20 protein-coding genes are annotated in these 19,074 nt (G+C 69.9%); 17 read left to right on the top strand and 3 right to left on the bottom strand.

Annotated features, from left to right (window positions below; all coding sequences use genetic code 11):
- Nucleotides 1–73 precede the first annotated feature (73 nt).
- From CGU34_RS12735 to CGU34_RS12710, 6 genes are read left to right on the top strand one after another with little or no spacing between them, the layout of a single operon-like run.
- Entirely contained in the window at nucleotides 74–391 is a 318-nt protein-coding gene (locus CGU34_RS12735; RefSeq protein ID WP_081766164.1) for a helix-turn-helix domain-containing protein, read from the top strand.
- Nucleotides 388–1,338, top strand: a complete 951-nt coding sequence (locus CGU34_RS12730) for an integrase core domain-containing protein (RefSeq protein ID WP_036296135.1) — start codon at nucleotides 388–390, stop codon at nucleotides 1,336–1,338. The genes CGU34_RS12735 and CGU34_RS12730 overlap by 4 nt, the downstream gene beginning before the upstream one ends.
- Before the next feature lie 60 nt (nucleotides 1,339–1,398).
- A complete protein-coding gene (locus CGU34_RS12725) occupies nucleotides 1,399–3,315 on the top strand; it encodes a heavy metal translocating P-type ATPase (RefSeq protein WP_036297919.1) in 1,917 nt (638 codons plus the stop codon).
- Nucleotides 3,315–3,923: a cadmium resistance transporter gene (locus CGU34_RS12720; protein ID WP_036297875.1), complete on the top strand. Its 609-nt coding sequence runs from the start codon at nucleotides 3,315–3,317 to the stop codon at nucleotides 3,921–3,923. The genes CGU34_RS12725 and CGU34_RS12720 overlap by 1 nt, the downstream gene beginning before the upstream one ends.
- Nucleotides 3,920–4,450 (top strand): signal peptidase II, encoded by a 531-nt coding sequence (locus CGU34_RS12715; protein WP_036297873.1) that lies wholly within the window; start codon nucleotides 3,920–3,922, stop codon nucleotides 4,448–4,450. The genes CGU34_RS12720 and CGU34_RS12715 overlap by 4 nt, the downstream gene beginning before the upstream one ends.
- Before the next feature lie 11 nt (nucleotides 4,451–4,461).
- Complete coding sequence (locus CGU34_RS12710) at nucleotides 4,462–4,779, top strand: hypothetical protein (protein WP_036297871.1); 318 nt, start codon at nucleotides 4,462–4,464, stop codon at nucleotides 4,777–4,779.
- Here CGU34_RS12710 and CGU34_RS12705 read toward each other — a convergent pair whose 3' ends face one another.
- The gene (locus tag CGU34_RS12705) at nucleotides 4,780–5,796 is read right to left on the bottom strand and encodes a hypothetical protein (protein WP_081766240.1); all 1,017 of its coding nucleotides are present in this window, start codon (nucleotides 5,794–5,796) and stop codon (nucleotides 4,780–4,782) included. It lies immediately after the preceding gene.
- Between the two features lie 78 nt (nucleotides 5,797–5,874).
- Between CGU34_RS12705 and CGU34_RS12700 the strand changes: the two genes are divergently transcribed.
- Nucleotides 5,875–6,459, top strand: a complete 585-nt coding sequence (locus CGU34_RS12700; protein ID WP_232711316.1) for a hypothetical protein — start codon at nucleotides 5,875–5,877, stop codon at nucleotides 6,457–6,459.
- On the opposite strand, the gene CGU34_RS12695 is transcribed toward CGU34_RS12700, so the two are convergent.
- Together CGU34_RS12695 and CGU34_RS12690 are read right to left on the bottom strand one after the other, a co-directional pair.
- Nucleotides 6,449–6,937 (bottom strand): hypothetical protein, encoded by a 489-nt coding sequence (locus tag CGU34_RS12695; protein ID WP_081766238.1) that lies wholly within the window; start codon nucleotides 6,935–6,937, stop codon nucleotides 6,449–6,451. The genes CGU34_RS12700 and CGU34_RS12695 overlap by 11 nt on opposite strands.
- A 113-nt stretch (nucleotides 6,938–7,050) precedes the next feature.
- Nucleotides 7,051–7,572, bottom strand: coding sequence for an AAA family ATPase (locus tag CGU34_RS12690; protein WP_021010663.1), 522 nt, complete (start codon nucleotides 7,570–7,572; stop codon nucleotides 7,051–7,053).
- Between the two features lie 95 nt (nucleotides 7,573–7,667).
- Here CGU34_RS12690 and CGU34_RS12685 point away from each other — a divergent pair, with 95 nt between their 5' ends.
- The 10 genes from CGU34_RS12685 to CGU34_RS12640 all read left to right on the top strand — a co-directional run bounded on the left by CGU34_RS12685 (nucleotide 7,668) and on the right by CGU34_RS12640 (nucleotide 19,074).
- Entirely contained in the window at nucleotides 7,668–7,952 is a 285-nt protein-coding gene (locus tag CGU34_RS12685) for a metal-sensitive transcriptional regulator (protein ID WP_036297866.1), read from the top strand.
- Nucleotides 7,953–7,998: 46 nt separating this feature from the next.
- The gene (locus CGU34_RS12680; RefSeq protein ID WP_051513309.1) at nucleotides 7,999–8,352 is read left to right on the top strand and encodes a heavy-metal-associated domain-containing protein; all 354 of its coding nucleotides are present in this window, start codon (nucleotides 7,999–8,001) and stop codon (nucleotides 8,350–8,352) included.
- A complete protein-coding gene (locus tag CGU34_RS12675; protein ID WP_100814306.1) occupies nucleotides 8,349–10,628 on the top strand; it encodes a heavy metal translocating P-type ATPase in 2,280 nt (759 codons plus the stop codon). Before CGU34_RS12680 ends, CGU34_RS12675 begins: the two co-directional genes overlap by 4 nt.
- 21 nt (nucleotides 10,629–10,649) lie before the next feature.
- Nucleotides 10,650–10,913: a YHS domain-containing protein gene (locus tag CGU34_RS12670; RefSeq protein ID WP_021010667.1), complete on the top strand. Its 264-nt coding sequence runs from the start codon at nucleotides 10,650–10,652 to the stop codon at nucleotides 10,911–10,913.
- Nucleotides 10,914–10,942: 29 nt separating this feature from the next.
- Nucleotides 10,943–11,524, top strand: a complete 582-nt coding sequence (locus CGU34_RS12665; RefSeq protein WP_021065011.1) for a hypothetical protein — start codon at nucleotides 10,943–10,945, stop codon at nucleotides 11,522–11,524.
- A 154-nt stretch (nucleotides 11,525–11,678) separates the two neighbouring features.
- Nucleotides 11,679–12,170: a DUF6153 family protein gene (locus CGU34_RS12660; protein WP_036302050.1), complete on the top strand. Its 492-nt coding sequence runs from the start codon at nucleotides 11,679–11,681 to the stop codon at nucleotides 12,168–12,170.
- Nucleotides 12,171–12,275: 105 nt separating this feature from the next.
- On the top strand, nucleotides 12,276–12,911 hold the full coding sequence (locus tag CGU34_RS12655; RefSeq protein WP_036302052.1) for a DUF305 domain-containing protein: 636 nt from the start codon (nucleotides 12,276–12,278) through the stop codon (nucleotides 12,909–12,911).
- Nucleotides 12,912–13,107: 196 nt separating this feature from the next.
- Complete coding sequence (locus CGU34_RS12650) at nucleotides 13,108–13,965, top strand: F510_1955 family glycosylhydrolase (RefSeq protein ID WP_036302054.1); 858 nt, start codon at nucleotides 13,108–13,110, stop codon at nucleotides 13,963–13,965.
- A 58-nt stretch (nucleotides 13,966–14,023) separates the two neighbouring features.
- Nucleotides 14,024–16,477 (top strand): phosphoketolase family protein, encoded by a 2,454-nt coding sequence (locus tag CGU34_RS12645; protein WP_033107645.1) that lies wholly within the window; start codon nucleotides 14,024–14,026, stop codon nucleotides 16,475–16,477.
- Nucleotides 16,474–19,074, top strand: a complete 2,601-nt coding sequence (locus CGU34_RS12640) for a heavy metal translocating P-type ATPase (RefSeq protein ID WP_100814305.1) — start codon at nucleotides 16,474–16,476, stop codon at nucleotides 19,072–19,074. Before CGU34_RS12645 ends, CGU34_RS12640 begins: the two co-directional genes overlap by 4 nt.

Genomic DNA, 19,074 nt, shown 5'->3' with positions numbered 1-19,074 from the left:
TGTCGCGCGTCAGAATGTTTGGCAGGGGTAGTTAGTTGCTGATGTAACGCCCCAGCTGAGAGGTCTGAATGTCATGAGTCGTCCACCGACGATCCCCGTGGAGAAGAAGCTCCGCATCGTGTTGTCCGTGTTGCAGGGCGAGATCACGATCGCTGAAGCGGGCCGCCGTGAGAAGGTCTCGGAGCAGGCCATCGGGAACTGGAAGCGCCAGTTCCTCGAGGGCGGCAGAGCCGGCATCGAGGCGGGTAAGTCCAAGCCCTCGACCCGCGAGCAGCAGCTCGAGGACGAGGTCGCCGAGCTCACCCAGGCGCTGGGTGAGGCCGCGGTCGAGATCCGGGTCTGGAAGAAGAGCGCCGAGGGCCGCCTGGGCCCTTCGAGGACCTCGAGGTGATCCGCACCGAGGCGGGCATGTCGACCGCGAGGTTCTGTCAGCTGATCGACATGCCCGAACGCACCTGGCGGCGCTGGCAGGCCAAGGCGAAGACTGACCGGCCGCCGAAGGGCCCGTGGCCGCAGCCGGCGCGAGACGCGGCCCGGCCGCTGGTGGTCGCGCATGCGTTGAAGAAGCCGGAGTGGGGCCACCGGAAGATCTGGGCGATGACCCGCCATGACGGACACAAGGTGTCCCAGGCGACCGTGCTGCGGCTGCTGCGCGATGACGGGCTGATCCTGCCATCGGAGTACCAGAAGCAGCGTCGAGAACTCGCGAAGAACCGCAAGGCCGCGTTCGCACGAAACCCGACCGGCCCGAACCAGGTATGGCAGTTGGACTTCAGCGAGTTCGAGACCACCCAGGGTGGGATCTGGAGGATCGCCGGCTGCCGGGACTGGTACTCGAAGCTCGAGCACCCGTTTCACACCTCGCCGACCGCGAACCAGCACGACGCGATCGCCGCGATCGAACTCGCCCTCGTCGACTACGTGACCCTGTTCGGCCACCCCCTCGTCGACCAATGTCAGGTCGACGACGAGACCGGCGAGCTGCTGCCGGTCGTCACGATCGTCACAGACAACGGCGGTCCATTCCGATCGATGAACTTCGAGCTGTTCATCATGCGCCACCCCGAACTGCGACACGTCCGCACCAGGGTGAAGTCACCGGGGCAGAACGGATCACGCGAACGCGGCTTCGGGACGCTGAAGTACGAACGGCTGTTCCTCGACGACATCCCCGACGCGCTCACCCTCGTCGAACGCGCCGAGGACTACCGCATCGAGTACAACGAGACCCGCCCTCATGAGGCGATCGCTTGGAACCGGCCGATAGAGGTGCACATGGGCCTGGCCGACCCGACCATCCCCAACTTCGAAATCGAAGAATCCCTGCCAACTACTTGACGCGGGACATGTGGACTCGTCGTGCACGGTGCCGGGCTGCTGCGGTACAGGGGCGGACGCGTGAGCGCGGCGTGTAGCTGCGAGCACGAGCCTGCCACTGCGGCGGAGGATGAGACCGAAGAGGTGGAGCGGCCCTGGTGGAGGGACCGTGGGATCATGGTGCCGGTCTTCTCCGGTGTCGCGTTCCTGGCTGGTCTGATCCTTGAATGGTCCGGGCTCGAGATCCCGGCGCTCGTACTGTTCTGGATCGGCCTGCTGCTGGGCGCGTCGACGTTCACTCCTGGCGCGATTCGGAAGCTGTTCAAGGGCAAGCTCGGGATCGGGCTGCTGATGACGATCAGCGCGATCGGCGCGGTCATCCTCGGCTATGTGGAGGAGGCCGCTGCTCTGGCGTTCTTGTACTCGATTGCTGAGGCGCTTGAGGACAAGGCGATGGACCGTGCCCGTGGCGGCCTGCGGGCGCTGCTGAAGCTCGTGCCGGAGACGGCGACCGTGCTGCAGAGCGGCGTCTCTGCGCAGGTGCCGGCGAGGGAGTTGACGGTCGGCCAGGTCATGGTGGTCCGCCCGGGCGAACGGATCGCAACCGACGGGATCGTCCGCTCTGGCCGCTCAAGCCTGGACACCTCGGCGATCACCGGGGAGTCGATCCCCGTCGAGGTCGAGCCCGGGGACGCGGTGTCGGCCGGCGCGATTAACAGCTCCGGCGTGCTGGAGGTCGAGGCGACCGCGGCCGGTACCGATAACTCGCTTACGACGATCGTGGAGTTGGTCGAGAAAGCGCAGACGGAGAAGGGCGAGCGTGCGCGTCTCGCGGACCGGATCGCCCGCCCGCTCGTACCCGGTGTGCTGATTCTCGCAGCGCTCGTCGCGATCATTGGGTCACTGCTGGGCGACCCGGAGGTATGGATCACTCGTGCGCTCGTCGTGCTGGTAGCGGCCTCTCCGTGCGCGCTGGCGATCTCGGTGCCGTTGACGGTCGTTGCCGCGATCGGCGCGGCGAGCAAGTTCGGCGTGATCATCAAGTCCGGCGCGGTCTTCGAGCGCTTCGGCACGGTCCGGCACGTCGCGGTCGACAAGACCGGCACCCTGACCCGTAACGAGCCCGCGGTCACCGCGGTCCTCACTGCGAACGGCATTGCCGAGGAGCAGGCGCTGGCTTGGGCGGCGGCTCTGGAGCAGCACAGCACGCATCCCCTTGCGGCGGCGATCACCGCTGCAGCCCCGGGTGTTCCCGTGGCCGCGGATGTGACCGAGCAGGCCGGGCACGGCATCGACGGCACCGTCGATGGCGCTCGTATCACGGTCGGCAGCCCCCGCTGGCTCGACGCCGGCGAGCTCGGCGACCGGGTTGCAGGGCTTGAGGAGCAGGGCATGACTGTCGTGATCGTGCACCGCGACGAGGCACCGGTCGCGGCGATCGGCGTCCGCGACGAGCTGCGTCCGGAAGTCCCCGAGGTGGTCCGCACGCTTGCGGATCAGGGCGTCGGCATGACGATGCTCACCGGGGACAACGCCCGCACCGCTCGTGCGCTGGCTGCGCAGGCCGGGATCGCTGATGTGCGCGCGGAGCTGCGCCCTGAGGACAAGGCGACCGCGATCGGCGAGTTGTCGAAGGCGGGATCGGTCGCGATGATCGGTGACGGCATCAACGACGCCCCGGCCCTGGCGTCCGCGGACATCGGCATCGCGATGGGAGCGACCGGCTCCGATGCGGCGATCGAGTCTGCGGACGTGGCCTTCACGGGTCATGATCTGCGGCTCATCCCGCGGGCGTTCGATCACGCGCGGCGGGGCCGGCGGATCATCAACCAGAACATCATCCTGTCCCTCCTGATCATCACCGCACTGCTCCCGCTCGCGCTCTTCGGGGTCCTGGGGCTCGCGGCTGTCGTCCTGGTCCACGAGGTCGCGGAGGTCATCGTGATCCTCAACGGCCTGCGCGCCGCACGCACCCGCACACCACGAATGGAAAGCTGATGCTCGCAACCATCGGGTCGGCGATCGGCCTGTTCGCGGCGACCAACATCGACGACATCGTCGTGCTCACCGTGCTGTTCCTCGCCTCCAGCCGGGGAAAGCCGCGACCGTGGCAGATCGTCGCAGGCCAGTACCTCGGGTTCATCACACTCGTCGTGATCAGCGTGATCGCCGCGCTCGGTCTCACGATCGTCCCGGACGAATGGGTCGGCTTCCTGGGTCTGATCCCGCTCGGCATCGGCATCTGGACGCTCATTCGCGGCCTGCGCCGTAACGGCGACGACGATGATGACGACTCCAAGATCACCGCGGTCGGACTATGGGGGGTCGCCGGGATCACGATCGCCAACGGGGCCGACAACATCTCCCTCTACACGCCGATCTTCCGCACCAGCTCGCCCGGCGACGTCGCGGTCATGATCGTCGTGTTCCTGATCCTCGTCGCCGTCTGGTGCGCTGCCGGGCGACTGATCGGCACCCACAAGGCCGTCACCGAAACGCTCGAACGTGTCGAGCACTGGCTCGTCCCCGTCGTGTTCATCGGCCTGGGCCTGTTCATCCTCATTGAATCCGGCGTTATCGTCCGTCTCTTCGAGGCCCTCGCATGACCCCGGACACGAATACCGACGTTGAGTCGGCATCGGCGTCGGGAGAGCGTCCGCAGAGAGGACGCTGGCGGCTCACTGCCTGGGCGCTTCTGATCGCCGTGGTCGTCGTCGTGATCGATCAGGGAACGAAAGTGTGGGCCGAGGCCACCCTGTCGGAGCACGAGCGCATCCCGCTGATCGGCGACCTGTTGGGCCTGCAGCTCGCGTACAACCCCGGCGCGGCGTTCTCCTTCGGGGAGAGCTTCACCTGGGTGTTCGCTCTCATCGCCGTCGCGGCCACGGCCACCGCGATCGTGTTCGCGTTCCGGGTCCGACGCCCCGGGTGGGCGATCGTGATCGGTGCGCTCGGCGGGGCCGCTGCTTCGCACGCCGGCGACCGGCTTTTCCGCCAACCAGGATTCGCCCGGGGGCACGTCGTCGACTTCCTCGCCTACGGCAACTGGTTCATCGGGAACCTCGCCGACATCGTGATCGTCACCGCTACGATTGCCGGAGCGCTCCTGATGCTCCGCGGCACCGAGAACTGAGAGGGCCAACCATGGAGATCACCCTGCAGTACTTCGACGGCTGCCCGAACTGGGAAGTACTCGACCGCCGGCTTGCTGAGCTGCTCGACGGTCGATCAGATATCCGCGTCACACGACAGTTGGTCGAGACCGCCGAGCACGCCGAGCGCCTCGGATTCCACGGGTCACCGACCGTCCTCGTCGACGGCGTCGATCCCTTCGCCGACGAGCACACGCCGGTCGGGCTCGCCTGCCGGGTGTTCCGTACCCCTGCCGGGCTGGGAGGCTCTCCGACCGTCGAGCAACTGCGCGAAGCGATTTCCGGCCCGGCTCTGACGGGTGATGCTTGATCAGGGGTGGGTGGAGCGGAGAGCCGGGTAATCGGACCACTCGCCACCGGCGAGACGCGACCATGAGGCAGCGGATGCCGTCGTGATGCCGAGGAGATCCGAGACGATCCGGGGATGCAGTTGCCGGGTGAGCTCGATGAGCGCTGTCGTGCGGGCGCTCCCGGCAAGCAGGCCTTCGGCGCGAAGGCGACGGCTGAGCGGCCCCGGGGTGAGGTGACGGCCCGGGTTCCGGCCGGGGAACAACCACCCTTCAGGATGGCCCTTTGTGGCATCGACGAGCTCGACGATGGCGTCGCCGAGGATCGCGGGGACCTCGATCGGCTCGGCCCCGACGGTGAGCGTCACGGGCCGCGAGCTCGTGTCGACCTGTGCCCGGGTGATCGTGACGATGCGGGTCAGCTGGATCCCGTAGAGCAGCACGAGGAGACCCGCGGCCCGGGTCTTCGGGTCCATGTCGGCATCGGACAGGAACCTGCGGGCCATCTGCCATCGGTGATCAGAGGCGTAGTCTCGCCCCTCGAGGCGATGGGCTCGAAACTCGACCCGAAGGGTGCTCAGCCGGTGTTTTCGCAGCCAACGAGTGAACGGTGCCAGCGCGTCGCGTTGGCTAGGCGAATCGGTCAGATACGCGTCGAGTAGGCGCTGCGGGAACGTCGCCAGCGTCTCCTGCTGCGCCCGGATCTCCCCGAGGAACGCGGCGCAGTACTTCAGTGCAGCCCTCTGCCTCTGGAAGCCGGAAGCAGGGCTGGACGCGCTGCGCAGTGTCCGAGTGGATCGGAGGAGCTCCCAGGTGCAGTAGCGGCGCAGGATCAGCCGGTCCTCGGGATGGTCGATGCCACCGAGCCAGTCGTTGAGCCAGTGGTCGAAGCGCGTGCCCTCGACGTCGAGCTCCGGCAGCACGCCGGAACGGACCAGCAGTGAGAGGAGGAACGCGACCGACTGTCCCGACCGGGCTCGGGTGATGATCGCCTCGGCGGTGAGCGGCAGGGTCCCGTCCGCGAGCTCGCGGAGCACCATCGCGCACTTGCTCTTGTGCAGCCAGCGTTCGAGCGACGCCGCTTTGCCATGGTGCGTGAGCAGATAGTCAGCAAGCGGGTGGAGATCCTCACGGATCTCTCCCGCATCGTCGGCGAGCAGCTGTTGGATCGCGACGGGCCGGCGGCACTCGACGCAGAGGTGCCGCTGGAGGGGCTCGTGATGGGCACTCGCGCCGGGGACCTGGATCCGGGGGTGCTCCTCGCGCTCGGCCGCGCCGGCGTAGCATGGGATCGGCTGGAGGCGCTGCTCACGCGCGAGAGCGGCCTGCGGGCGCTGGCCGGCACCGAGGACATGCGCGACATCCATGCCGCGGCCGCCGCTGGGGATGCGAGCGCCGCCGCTGCGCTCGACGTCTACCATCCCCGGCTGCGCCACTATCTCGGCGCCTACCTCGCCCAGCTCGGCGGAGCGGACGCGATCGTCTTCACCGGCGGCGTCGGCGAGAACGCCGCCGCGACGCGCGCGGCGGTGGTCTCCGGCATGGCGGGCCTGGGCATCCTGATCGACCCGGCACGCAACGAGGCGAGGGCCGACGGGGCGCGAGCGATCTCGGACCCGAGCTCACCGGTCGCCGTGCTGATCGTTCCCACGGACGAGGAGCTCGAGATCGCCCGGCAGTCGCTCGCAGCGGTCAGCGTCTAGCGGTTCGGTCGACGTCGGAGGAGGCGGTCTCGTTCGTCCGATGCCGTCGGATGACGTTCAAGACGAGGACGGTTGCGAGCACCAGTGCCAGCACGAACATGGTCGCGATGAACCACAGGAAGTCCGAGCCGATCAGGATGTTGCTGATGACGAAGCGTCCGAAGGCGACGAGCACCCCGGCCGCCGTGCCGAGGTAGAGCCACAGCGTGCGGCGGGACAGCAGGGACGCGCCGATGCCCAGCAGCACGATCCCGAACCCCGCGATGAAGCCGCCCCAGGTCGAGAAGACGATCCCGAGCCAGTCCACGAATGCCACTGGCAGCGTGGCGGCGTCGATACCCGTATGCCGGATGTCTTCTGGCAGGAGGGAGGGTCGAAGGAACAGGAAGTAGACCCCGATCCCGAGGGTGAAGACGCCGAGCGCGGTCGTGAGAGCGCCGCCTAGCAGGTCCTTCCGGAGACGTTCCTGAGTGGGCATCCGAGACATCCGTCCTGTTCGACCGTGGGGCGCGTTCTCGCCTGGACCTGTGCCGGTGAGATGTGCCCTGGGCCCCAAGCGTTGCACAGGACATCCCGATCGGGCGAGAGCGGTCAGAGCCGGTCCAGGATGAACTGCACCCGCTCGTCGGCGCTGAGGACCGGAACCCGCACGACCGGCAAGGGCAGCGCTTCGTACACCTGGGTCAGCAGTTCGTGGATGCGCTGCTGGGCGGCGGTGTCCTCGGTGCGGGCGTAGTCGGCGGCCAGGGGCAGCAGGTCGAGGATGAACGTCGTGCGGTAGTCGACGTGCTCGAGCGCGGTGAGCAGGGCGGGGTCGGGCTCGAGATCGAGGAAGCGGTAGTAGGCGAGGGAGTCGGGGACGGCCCGGTCGAGGAACACGGTGGCGTCCGGGTCGAGGGCAGCTTCCTCCGCGAGCTGCATGTCCAGGACGCCGCGCTGGAACTGCCGCTGCTTCGCCCGGACCTCCTCGACGGTGCGGCCGGCGATGCGCTGCAGGTCGAGATAGTGCCGGGCATGCTCGATGGTGGTGGTGTAGCCGCGGTCCCGCAGCAGGTTCACGGTGGTGGTCTTGCCCGAGCTGGGCCCGCCGGTGATGACGTACCAGTTGGTCACGTTCGCCCTTTCGCTCTGCCCGCTCCGGGAATATCCTCTTCACGAAGTACCTTATACCGCTATAGGGTATACGATCGACGTCGGAGGTGGCTGAGATGGCACACGGATACGTGGATGACAAGCAGGCGCTGCTGGCGCGGTTGCGTCGAGCGGAGGGGCAGGTGCGCGGGATCGCGCGGATGGTCGACGAGGACGTGTACTGCATCGACATCCTGACCCAGGTCTCGGCGGCGACGAAGGCGCTGGAGTCGGTCGCGCTGACGCTGCTGGAGGACCATCTCGGGCATTGCGTCGCGCAGGCGACCGCGCAGGGCGGCCCGATCGCGGAGGAGAAGCTCCGCGAGGCGAACGCCGCGATCGCGCGGCTGGTCCGCTCCTAGAACGTTCACACCACACGCATCGACACGCTCACGAAAGGAGCACAACATGACCGGACAAGGATTCCAGGACCTCGGCCTGCAGGCGACGAACGGCGGTGGCTGCGCCTGTTGCGCCCCCACCTCCCACGCCGCCACGGCCAACACCACCGCCTCCGCGACGGCGCAACCGGCATCGGGCGAGGTGTCGGCGCAGTTCCTGGTGGAGGGGATGACGTGCTCGCACTGCTTGCGGAGCGTCACCGAGGAGGTCTCCGCGATCGACGGGGTCTCCGGCGTCGAGGTCGACCTGCACGCCGGCGGCGTGTCCACGGTGACCGTGTCCAGCACCGCCCCGGTGGACGCGGAGCGGGTGCGGGAGGCGGTCGAGGAGGCCGGGTACAGCCTCGCCGCAGCCTCATGAGCACGCTGGACGTCGATCTCGACATCACCGGGATGACCTGCGCGTCGTGCGCGACGCGGGTCGAGCGGAAGCTGAACAAGCTGCCCGGGGTGGAGGCGACGGTCAACTTCGCCACCGAGAAGGCCCGCGTGCACTCGGAGGCCCCGGTGCCGGTGGAGGAGCTGATCGCGGCGGTCGAGCAGGCGGGGTACGGAGCGAGCCTCCCAGCCCCGCCTGTGCCCGACACGGCTGAGCAGACCATCCCGCGGGACGATGAGCTGGCGTCGCTGCGGCAGCGGCTGATCGTCTCGGCGGTGCTGGCGGTGCCGGTCGCGGTGCTGTCGATGATCCCCGCCCTGCAGTTCACCTACTGGCAGTGGCTCACGCTCACCCTGGCCGCGCCGGTGGTGGTGTGGGGGGCGTGGCCGTTCCACCGCGCCGCGGCGATCAATGCCCGGCACGGGGCGGCGACGATGGACACTCTGATCAGCGTCGGGGTGCTGGCCGCGTTCGGCTGGTCGCTGTACGCGCTGTTCTTCGGCGGTGCGGGGATGCCGGGAATGCGGATGAGCGTCACCTTCGTCGGCACCCCGCAGGCCGGTGGCCACGAGGTGTACCTGGAGGTCGCCGCGCTGGTGACCGTGTTCATCCTCCTCGGCCGCTACCTCGAGGTTCGTGCCAAGCGGCAGTCCGGCGAGGCCCTGCGCGCCCTGCTGGAGCTCGGCGCCAAGGACGCAGTGATCCTCCGCGAAGGCACTGAGCAGCGCGTCCCCGTCGCACAGCTCGTTCCGGGTGATGTCGTGGTGGTGCGGCCGGGTGAGAAGATCCCCGCCGACGGCCTCGTCACCGAGGGAATGTCCGCGGTGGACGAGTCGATGCTGACCGGCGAGTCCGTGCCGGTCGAAGTCGCCCCCGGCTCCCGCGTGGTCGGCGCGACTGTGAACACCGGCGGGCGCCTGCTCGTGCAGATCACCCGCGTCGGCGCCGACACCGAGCTGGCCCGGATGGCGCGGCTGGTCGAGGAGGCGCAGACCGGCAAGGCCCAGGTGCAGCGCCTCGCCGACCGGGTGTCGGCCGTCTTCGTCCCCATCGTCATTGTCCTCGCCCTGGCCGCGTTCGCCGGGTGGCTGATCGCGGGGGCGCCCTTGGAGGTCGCCTTCACCGCCGCGGTGACCACCCTGATCATCGCCTGCCCGTGCGCGCTGGGGCTGGCGACGCCGACCGCTCTGCTGGTCGGCACCGGCCGCGGCGCCCAGCTGGGCATCCTCATCCGCGGACCCCAGGTGCTCGAGCAGACCCGCCGCATCGACACCGTCGTGCTCGACAAGACCGGCACCATCACCGCCGGCACCATGACCGTCACCGGCATCCACCCCGCTCCCGGCACCGATGAGGCGGAGCTGATCCGGTTCGCCGCGGCGCTCGAGCACGACTCCGAGCACCCCATCGGCCGCGCCATCACCGCCGCAGCCGACGGCCCGACGGATGCCGTGGAGTCATTCGCCGCCGAGGCCGGTCAAGGCGTGCAGGGCATCGTCGACGGCCGCATGGTCGCCGCCGGCCGCGCCACCTGGATCACCGGGCAATGGGCGATCGCGATCCCCGACGAGCTCGCCGCGACGATCACGGCCGACGAGGCCGCGGGCGCCACCGTGACCGTCGTGGCGTGGGACGGGCAGGCGCGCGGCGCGATCAGCGTCGCCGACACCATCAAGCCCACCAGCCGTGAGGCCATCGCCCGACTGCGCGGGCTCGGGCTGACCCCGATCCTGCTCACCGGCGACAACCCCGGCGCCGCCCGCACCATCGCCGACGACGCCGGCATCGAGGACGTCCGCGCCGGAGTCACCCCGCAGGGCAAACTCGACACCATCCGCGAGCTGCAGGCATCCGGACGGGTGGTCGCGATGGTCGGCGACGGCGTGAACGACGCCGCCGCCCTCGCCCAAGCGGACCTCGGCATCGCAATGGGCACCGGCACCGACGCGGCCATCACCGCCGCGGACCTGACCATCGTCTCCGGCGACCTGCTCCTGGTCCCGGACGCGATCCGGCTCGCCCGCCGCACCCTGGGCACCATCAAGGGCAACCTGTTCTGGGCGTTCGCGTACAACGTCGCCGCGATCCCGGTCGCGATGCTCGCCCTGCTCAACCCCATCCTCGCCGCCGCCGCGATGGCGTTCAGCAGCGTGTTCGTCGTCACCAACAGCCTCCGACTGCGCCGCTTCCGCCTCCTGCCCGCCCCGACGCCCACCGTCCTGACGCCCAGCCGCGACACCACCCCCGTCCACGCCTGACACCCACGCAAGGAGACCGCCATGACGCACGACCACGAGCACCACACCGGCCACGAGCACGCCGCGCACGATCACGGATCCCACGAGCACCATCACCATGAGCCCCCGGCCGGGGCGACCAACCTCGTCACCTGCCCGGTCATGCCCGGCAATCAGGTCGACCCGGCGTGGGCAGAGAAGCGCGGCCTGTTCCGTGACTACGAAGGCGCGCGGTACTGGTTCTGCTGCCCCGAGTGCGGGCCGCTGTTCGACGGCGACCCCGCCCGCTACGCCAACGCCGCCTGACCCACGACGGCAGGGAAAGGGGGCGCGGGATGGATACAGCGGTCGGTCTGGTGCAGGCCTACCTGCGGGTGAACGGGTACTTCACCGTCGCCGAGTACCCGGTGCTGGACGCGACCGGTCCGGACGGGCCGCGCACCGTCACCGACCTGGACATCCTCGCGATCCGACTGCACCACATCCCCGGCGACGACCCCGACCCGGCCCTCGGCGCCCGCCCCGGGGCGCCGGACATGATCGTCGGCGAGGTCAAGGAGGGCGCCCCGAAGCTGAACCCCGCGATGCGCGACCCCGCGGTGCTGGAGGCCGCGTTCGCCCGGTTCGGCTGCTGCACCCCCGCCGACGCGCCCGCCCTCGTCCAGGAGCTGCTGACGGCCGGGCAGGTCCTCGCCCCGGAGGGCCACCTGATCCGCACGGTCGCGTTCGGCAACACCGCCCGCCCCCATCGGTCCGGCTCCTGGCACACCGTCCCCCTCGAGCACATCCTCGACTATCTCCGCGATCACCTCGCCCGCAACTGGGCCGTCGTCGGTCGCACCCAGATCAAGGACGACACCCTCGGGCTGCTGGCTCTGATGGAGAAGGCCCACCGTGCCGGAACGGGCCGCCGATGAGCCGGTTGCCGCGCACCGGTCCCCATCCGGGACCATCGCCCCTGGCCAGGCATCGGTCGGGCGACCAGGCTGGGCAGGACCGCCGTGCGCCCGATCGGCGCCGGCGGGGATCCAGGCACACCGGGGTACGCTGGACGCGGGAAGGAGGTCGGCGGTGAACCACATCCGAACCCTGGTGCACGCCCCATCCGGGCTGCACCGGCTGCTGCTGACCTTCGCGACCGCGCTCCTGCTGATCGCCGGCCTGCTGGCCATGCACACCCTCACCGGCATGCTCACCAGCGGGCACGCCGACACCCCCGCAGCGGCCTCCGAAGCCGCCCATGCCGCGCCCGACTCTGACCTGGGCGGCACCGTCGCGACCGGGAGCATGCTCGAGAACACCATCGGGACAGGCACCGAGGCTTCGGGCGGGCACTGCGAGGGCGACTGCGACAGCTCGGGCGGAATGCCGGACCATTCGATGCTGATGATGGCGTGCGTGCTGGCGCTGCTGGCCGCCACCATCGTGCTGCTCGCCCCGGCGCTGCTGGCCCGCCTGGGCACCGTCCTCGCCCTGCTACGCCTGCACGGGCGGAATGTGCTCACCGCGTTACCGCACCCCCGACCACCTTCCCTCATCGTCCTGTCGATCAGTCGAACCTGATTCCCCGCCCTCCCGTCGCCGCTGTGCCGGGAGATGCTGCGCCGTGCCCGCATACGGCTCGGGAATCAACTCACCATTCGACTGACTAGACAAGGACACCCACCCATGCGTTTCCGCATTCTCGCGCTGAGCACCGCCGCGCTCGCCGCTGCGCTCGTGCTCGCCGGCTGCGCGCCCACCGACGGATCCATGCCCGGCATGGACCACGGCCCCGGCGGCATGACCAGCGGCACCCCCGCCCCCTCCGAGCAGGCATCGTTCAACTCCGCTGACGAGATGTTCGTCACGATGATGATCCCGCACCACGAACAGGCCATCGAGATGGCCGATCAGATCCTGGCCAAGGACGGCATCGACGAGCGGGTCGTGACCCTCGCCGAGCAGATCAAAGCCGCCCAAGGCCCCGAGATCCAGACCATGAAGGGCTGGCTCGAGGACTGGGGAATCCCCTACGACGACTCCATGTCCGACATGGGCGGGATGGGCGGGATGGGCGGCATGGACCACGGCGACGGGATGATGTCCGACGACGACATGGCCGCCCTGGACGCCGCCACCGGGGTCGAGGCGACCCGGCTGTTCCTCGAGGGCATGGTCGGCCACCACCAGGGCGCCGTCACCATGGCCCAGATGGTGCTGAACAACGGCGAGAACCCGGACGTGGCCGCGCTCGCCCAGCAGATCATCGACGGACAGACCGCCGAGATCACCACCATGCAGGACATCCTCGCCACCCTCTGACCCGAACCCCTCGGGCGGGGCCGACCACCCCTGACCTGGCCCCGCCCGAGGCCCGGCGCATCCGTCCTGACCGACAGCGCCGGCCCGTCGAAAGGCCCATCATGACTTCCCGGACTCTGGCCGCGTGCTTCGTGGGCATCATCCTCGCCCTGATCATCCTGTCCGCGGCGACCATTCTCTTCATCCAGGCGATCGCATGAGCAGCAACGCCACCACGATCACGGCCGCTGCCGTCGCCGCTGCTGCGGGCCTGCTGCTGACCGGCTGCACCTCCACGCCGACCGCCACCTCGGCACCCGCCCCGGATACCGGTCTCGGTCATGTGCACGGCATCGTCGACCTCGGCGGGAGCACCGTGCTGCTGGGCGCCCACGCAGGCCTCTACACCCTCACCGACACCGGCGACATCTCCGGCCCCCTGGGAGGCGCGGACTTCGACGCGATGGGCCTGACCGCCGACGGCGACGTCCTCTACGCCTCCGGGCACCCGGGACCGAACACCCCGGCGGAGCTCGGCGAGCACAACCTGGGACTCATCCGAAGCACCGACGCCGGGACCACCTGGGAGCCGGTCGCGTTTACCGGGCAGGAGGACTTCCACGTCCTCACCGCCGGAGACGGTGCGATCCACGGGATCGGGTCCAGCTCGATCACCATCCGCACCAGCACCGACGGCGGGACCACCTGGATCGACGGCGCCGAGCTCCCCGCCGCCGACCTGACCGTCACCACCGACGGCACCCTCTACGCCGCGACGCGGCAGGGCCTGCAGGAGAGCCGGGATGCGGGCGCCACCTTCGACCTCGTCGCGGATGCGCCGCCGCTCTACCTGGTGGAGGCGGACTCCACGGGCGGGCTGGTCGGCGTCGACACCGACGGCACCCTCTGGCGAGTCACCGGCACCGGATCCTGGGACAGCGTCGGTGCCGCCACGGGCACCGTCCAGGCGCTCGGGAACGCAGATGGGGCGGTCGTGCTCGTCGACGACCGCGGCATCGTCTGGATCCACGGCACCGAGACCACCGTCGTCCTCCCGGCAGGGACCGCACAATGACCACTATCACCATGACCACATTCGGCGGCCTCGGCCGCGAACCTCGAGGAGACCGACCATGAGCACCGCACCGGCCCGCTGGGCATACCGCACCACCGCCGTCACCCCGGAACGACTGGAGGAGGTGGATGCGTGGTGGCGGGCGGCGAACTACCTGAGCATCGGGCAGATCTACCTGCTCGACAACCCGCTGCTGCGCGACCCGCTCACCGCGGAGCACATCAAGCCTCGACTACTGGGGCACTGGGGCACCACCCCGGGCCTGAACTTCCTGTACGCCCACCTCAACCGGGCGATCACCGACCGGGATCTGAACACCCTGTACGTGACCGGGCCGGGGCACGGCGGGCCGGGCATGGTCGCCAACGCCTACCTGGACGGCACCTACACGGAGCTGTACCCGCGGATCGACCGCACCGAGGAGGGGCTCAAGGCGCTGTTCCGGCAGTTCTCCTTCCCCGGCGGCATCCCCTCGCACGCGTCCCCGGACACGCCCGGGTCGATCAACGAGGGCGGCGAGCTCGGCTATTCCCTCGTCCACGCCTACGGCGCCGCGTTCGACAACCCGGACCTGCTGGTCGCGTGCGTGATCGGCGACGGGGAGGCCGAGACCGGGCCGCTGGCGACCGCGTGGCACGGCAACAAGTTCCTCAACCCCGCCGCGGACGGGGTGGTGCTACCGATCCTGCACCTGAACGGGTACAAGATCGCCAACCCGACGGTGCTGTCCCGCATCCCCGAGGACGAGCTGGTCGCGCTGCTGCGCGGCTACGGCCACGAGCCGTTCGTGGTCACCGTCGGCTTCGACGGCGAGGACCCGCGGGAGTCCCACGCCCGGTTCGCCGGCGTGCTGGACGAGGTGCTGGACCGGATCGCGGACATCAAGACCGCCGCGGCGGCCGGCACCCTGGAAGGCCGGCCGGCGTGGCCAGCGATCGTGCTGCGCAGCCCGAAAGGCTGGACCTGCCCGCCGGTGATCGACGGGCTCCCCGTGGAGGGCACCTGGCGGTCCCACCAGGTGCCGCTCGCCGAGGTCCGCGACACCCCCGAGCACCTGCAGATCCTCCAGGACTGGCTGGCCTCCTACCGGCCCGACGAGCTCTTCGACGCCGACGGCGCCCCGTTCCCCGCCACGGTCGCCGCCGCCCCGGCCGGAGCGCGGCGGATGAGCGCTAACCCGGTCGCGAACGGCGGGCAGCTGACCGTCCCGCTGCGCCTGGGCGACTTCCGCGACCACGCCCACCCGGTCGACCCCGAGGCGCGAGGCACGGGAACGGCGGAGGCGACCCGGATGCTCGGCGAATGGCTCGCCGACGTGATCCGGCACAACCCGGACAACTTCCGCATCTTCGGCCCCGACGAGACCGCCTCCAACCGGCTCGCCCCGCCCGTGTTCGAGGCCACCGGCAAGCAGTGGAACGCGACCGTGCTGCCGGTGGACGAGCATCTGGCGCCGACCGGGCGGGTGATGGAGGTGCTCAGCGAGCACCAGTGCCAGGGCTGGCTCGAAGGGTACGTCCTCACCGGCCGGCACGGCCTGTTCAACTGCTACGAGGCGTTCACGCACATCGTCGACTCGATGTTCAACCAGCACGCCAAATGGCTCGAAGCCGCCAGCGAGGTGCCCTGGCGGGAACCGGTGCCGAGCTTCAACTACCTGCTCTCCAGCCACGTCTGGCGGCAGGACCACAACGGGTTCAGCCACCAGGACCCCGGGTTCATCGACCTCGCCCTGAACAAGAGCCCCGACATCGTCCGCGTCTACCTCCCGTTCGACGCGAACACGCTGCTGTCCACCTACGACCACTGCCTGCGCTCCACCGGCTACATCAACGTCGTCGTCGCCGGAAAGCAGCCCGCCCCGCAGTGGCTCACCATGGACGAGGCGATCGAGCACTGCACCCGGGGCCTGGGCATCCTGCCCTGGGCCGGCACCGAGACCGAGGGCGCCGAGCCGGACGTGGTGCTCGCCGCCGCCGGCGACGTGCCCACCCTCGAGGTGCTCGCCGCGGCCGCGTTGCTGCGCGAGCACATCCCTGACCTGTCCGTGCGGGTCGTGAACGTGGTCGACCTGACCCGTCTGCAATCCGAGGACCAGCACCCGCACGGCCTGCCGGACCGGGAGTTCGACGCGATCTTCACCCCCGACAAGCCGGTGATCTTCGCCTACCACGGCTACCCGTGGCTGATCCACCGTCTCACCTACAAGCGCGCCGGGCACCAGAACCTGCACGTCCACGGCTTCGTGGAGAAGGGCACCACCACGACCCCGTTCGACATGGTCATGCTCAACGACCTCGACCGCTACCGGCTCGCGATCGACGTCCTCGACCACGTCCCGGGCCTTGCCGCGACCCACGCGCAGCTGCGGCAGGAACTCGTCGACGCCCGCCTGCGCGCCCGCGCCCACACCCGCGAGCACGGCACCGACATCCCCGCCGTCGCCGACTGGCGCTGGCCCCACCCCGACACCGACCTGAACCGCCCCTCCACCGCGAAGGAAATCCGATGACCGACACCAAGACCGTGACCCTGCAGGTCAGCGGCATGATCCGCGCGACCTCCAAGAACGTCACCGAAGCCCACCTCGCCCGCCAGCCGGGCGTCCTGTCCGTCGACGCGAACCCGGTCTCCCAGACCGCGACCGTCACCTACGACCCGCAGACCACCTCGGTCGCGCACCTGCAGCAGTGGGTGATCGAATGCGGCTACCACTGCGCCGGGCAGTCCGTCCCGGACCACATCTGCGACCCCGCCCACGAACCTCACGAGCACGCCGAGCACCACGACCACGCCGAGCACGATGCCCACGCCGAGCATGACGCGCACGACGGCTATCAGGAGCACGCCGAGCACGAGGGACGCGCGGTCTCCACCGGTCATGACACCCCGGCGGGGCACGAGCACCCGCACCCGGCAGCGGACCACGCGGACCACTCCGCCATGGACGCCGGCGCGCATGCCGGTCACGCTCCGGCCACCGAGGGCGGACACGATCACGGGGCTCAGCCGGCCGGCCGCAGCGCGCAGGATGTGATGGGCCACGGCGGGCATCACGGCGGCATGTCGATGGACGCGATGATCCGGGACATGCGCAACCGGTTCCTGGTCGCGTTGATCCTGTCGATCCCGATCACCTTGTGGTCCCCGATCGGCCGGGAGGTGCTCGGCTTCGAGGTGCCGGCCCCGTTCGGGCTGCGCGACGACGTGTTCATGCTGATCGTGTCGCTGCCGGTGATCTTCTACTCGGCCTGGATCTTCTTCGACGGCGCCTACCGGGCTCTGCGGGCCCGCACCCTGGACATGATGGTGCTGGTCGCGGTCGGTGTCGGCGCCGGCTGGATCTACAGCCTGGTCATCACCCTCACCGGCGGCGGCGAGGTCTTCTACGAGGCGGCGACCGTGCTGGCCACCTTCGTGCTGCTCGGCCACTGGGTCGAGATGCGCGCCCGGGGAGGTGCGAACGACGCCATCCGCCGGCTGCTGGAGCTCGCGCCCGCCCGCGCGGTCGTCCTCCGCGACGGCGAGGAGGTCGAAATCCCCACCTCCGAGGTCGTCCCCGGCGACCTCATGCTCATCCGCCCCGGCGCGAAGGTCCCCACCGACGGCGTCGTCGAGGACGGCGAGTCCGAGATCGACGAGTCGATGGTCACCGGCGAGTCCATGCCGGTCGAGAAGGCGCCCGGCTCGGAGGTGATCGGGGCGACCGTGAACACCGTCGGCACGCTCCGGGTGCGTGCCACGAAGGTCGGCGCGGACACCGCGCTGGCGCAGATCGTGAAGCTGGTGCAGGAGGCGCAGAACTCCAAGGCCCCCGGCCAGCGCCTCGCCGACCGGGCCGCGTTCTGGCTCGTTCTGCTCGCCCTCGTCGGCGGCACCCTGACCTTCCTGGTGTGGTTCCTCGCCGGGGCGGAGCTGCCGATGGCGATCCTGTTCGCGATCACCGTCGTCGTCATCACCTGCCCCGACGCCCTCGGGCTCGCCACGCCGACCGCGATCATGGTCGGCACCGGCCTGGGCGCCAAGCGTGGTGTCCTGTTCAAGAACGCCACCGGCATCGAGACCGCCGCGCACATCGACACCGTCGTGCTGGACAAGACCGGCACGCTCACCAAGGGCGAGCCGGAGGTCACCGACTACATCCCCATCGGCATGGACGACCTGGAGCTGCTCGCCCTCGCCGCGGCGCTCGAGCGGGAGTCGGAGCACCCGCTGGCCAAGGCGATCGTCACCTACGCCGAGAGCCGGAACATCCCGCGCCGCACCGCGTCCGCGTCCGCGTTCCGCAACGTCACCGGGCAGGGCGCGATCGCCACCGTGGACGGGAAGCACGTGGTGCTCGGCAACGCCCGGCTGATGGCCGCGCAGGGCATCGACACCGGCCCGGTCGTCTCGCAGCAGCAGGCCCTCGCGGACGGCGGCCGCACCGCGATCATGTTCGCCGTCGACGGGCAGATCGCCGGCGTGATCGCCCTCGCCGACGCCCCCCGCGACACCGCGAAAGCCGCGATCGACGCACTCCACGAGCAGGGCATCGAGGTGGCGATGCTCACGGGCGACAACAAGCCCACCGCCGAGCGCATCGCCTCGCTGCTGGGCATCGACACCGTGATCGCCGACGTGCTCCCCGAGGACAAGTCCGCCAAGATCGCCGAGCTCCAGGCATCCGGCAAGAAGGTCGCGATGGTCGGCGACGGCGTCAACGACGCCCCCGCCCTCGCCCAGGCGGACCTCGGCATCGCGATCGGCGCCGGCACCGACGTCGCCATCGAGACCGCCGATGTCGTCCTGATGCGCTCCGACCCGCTGGACGTGGCGATCGCGCTGAAGATCGGGAAGGGCACGCTGCGGAAGATGCGGCAGAACCTCGGCTGGGCCATCGGCTACAACGCGATCGCGCTGCCGATCGCCGCCGGCGTGTTCTACCCCGCGTTCGGGATCATGCTCTCCCCGGAGATCGCCGCCATCAGCATGTCCGGCTCCAGCGTGATCGTCGCCGTCAACGCGCTCCTGCTCAAGCGGCTCCGGCTGCCCGCCCAGCAGGCCCCCGCGGCCCCGGCAGAGGCGAGCAGCCTCGCCCCGGCGTCGACGCCCGGCGGCGCCTCATGA

Origin of the sequence: Microbacterium lacus (assembly GCF_002812805.1) — a bacterium.
Lineage (GTDB): Bacteria > Actinomycetota > Actinomycetes > Actinomycetales > Microbacteriaceae > Microbacterium > Microbacterium lacus_A.
This window is presented reverse-complemented; position numbering and strand designations above follow the sequence as displayed.

Bases quoted from the DNA above. Each gene is read 5' to 3' on its own strand.
- CGU34_RS12655 (WP_036302052.1), top strand. From the start codon at position 12,276: ATGCGTTTCCGCATTCTCGCGCTGAGCACCGCCGCGCTCGCCGCTGCG.
- CGU34_RS12680 (WP_051513309.1), top strand. From the start codon at position 7,999: ATGACCGGACAAGGATTCCAGGACCTCGGCCTGCAGGCGACGAACGGC.
- CGU34_RS12695 (WP_081766238.1), bottom strand. From the start codon at position 6,937: ATGCCCACTCAGGAACGTCTCCGGAAGGACCTGCTAGGCGGCGCTCTC.
- CGU34_RS12705 (WP_081766240.1), bottom strand. From the start codon at position 5,796: ATGGTGCTCCGCGAGCTCGCGGACGGGACCCTGCCGCTCACCGCCGAG.
- CGU34_RS12665 (WP_021065011.1), top strand. From the start codon at position 10,943: ATGGATACAGCGGTCGGTCTGGTGCAGGCCTACCTGCGGGTGAACGGG.
- CGU34_RS12645 (WP_033107645.1), top strand. From the start codon at position 14,024: ATGAGCACCGCACCGGCCCGCTGGGCATACCGCACCACCGCCGTCACC.
- CGU34_RS12670 (WP_021010667.1), top strand. From the start codon at position 10,650: ATGACGCACGACCACGAGCACCACACCGGCCACGAGCACGCCGCGCAC.
- CGU34_RS12675 (WP_100814306.1), top strand. From the start codon at position 8,349: ATGAGCACGCTGGACGTCGATCTCGACATCACCGGGATGACCTGCGCG.
- CGU34_RS12685 (WP_036297866.1), top strand. From the start codon at position 7,668: ATGGCACACGGATACGTGGATGACAAGCAGGCGCTGCTGGCGCGGTTG.
- CGU34_RS12735 (WP_081766164.1), top strand. From the start codon at position 74: ATGAGTCGTCCACCGACGATCCCCGTGGAGAAGAAGCTCCGCATCGTG.
- CGU34_RS12650 (WP_036302054.1), top strand. From the start codon at position 13,108: ATGAGCAGCAACGCCACCACGATCACGGCCGCTGCCGTCGCCGCTGCT.
- CGU34_RS12720 (WP_036297875.1), top strand. From the start codon at position 3,315: ATGCTCGCAACCATCGGGTCGGCGATCGGCCTGTTCGCGGCGACCAAC.
- CGU34_RS12715 (WP_036297873.1), top strand. From the start codon at position 3,920: ATGACCCCGGACACGAATACCGACGTTGAGTCGGCATCGGCGTCGGGA.
- CGU34_RS12640 (WP_100814305.1), top strand. From the start codon at position 16,474: ATGACCGACACCAAGACCGTGACCCTGCAGGTCAGCGGCATGATCCGC.
- CGU34_RS12710 (WP_036297871.1), top strand. From the start codon at position 4,462: ATGGAGATCACCCTGCAGTACTTCGACGGCTGCCCGAACTGGGAAGTA.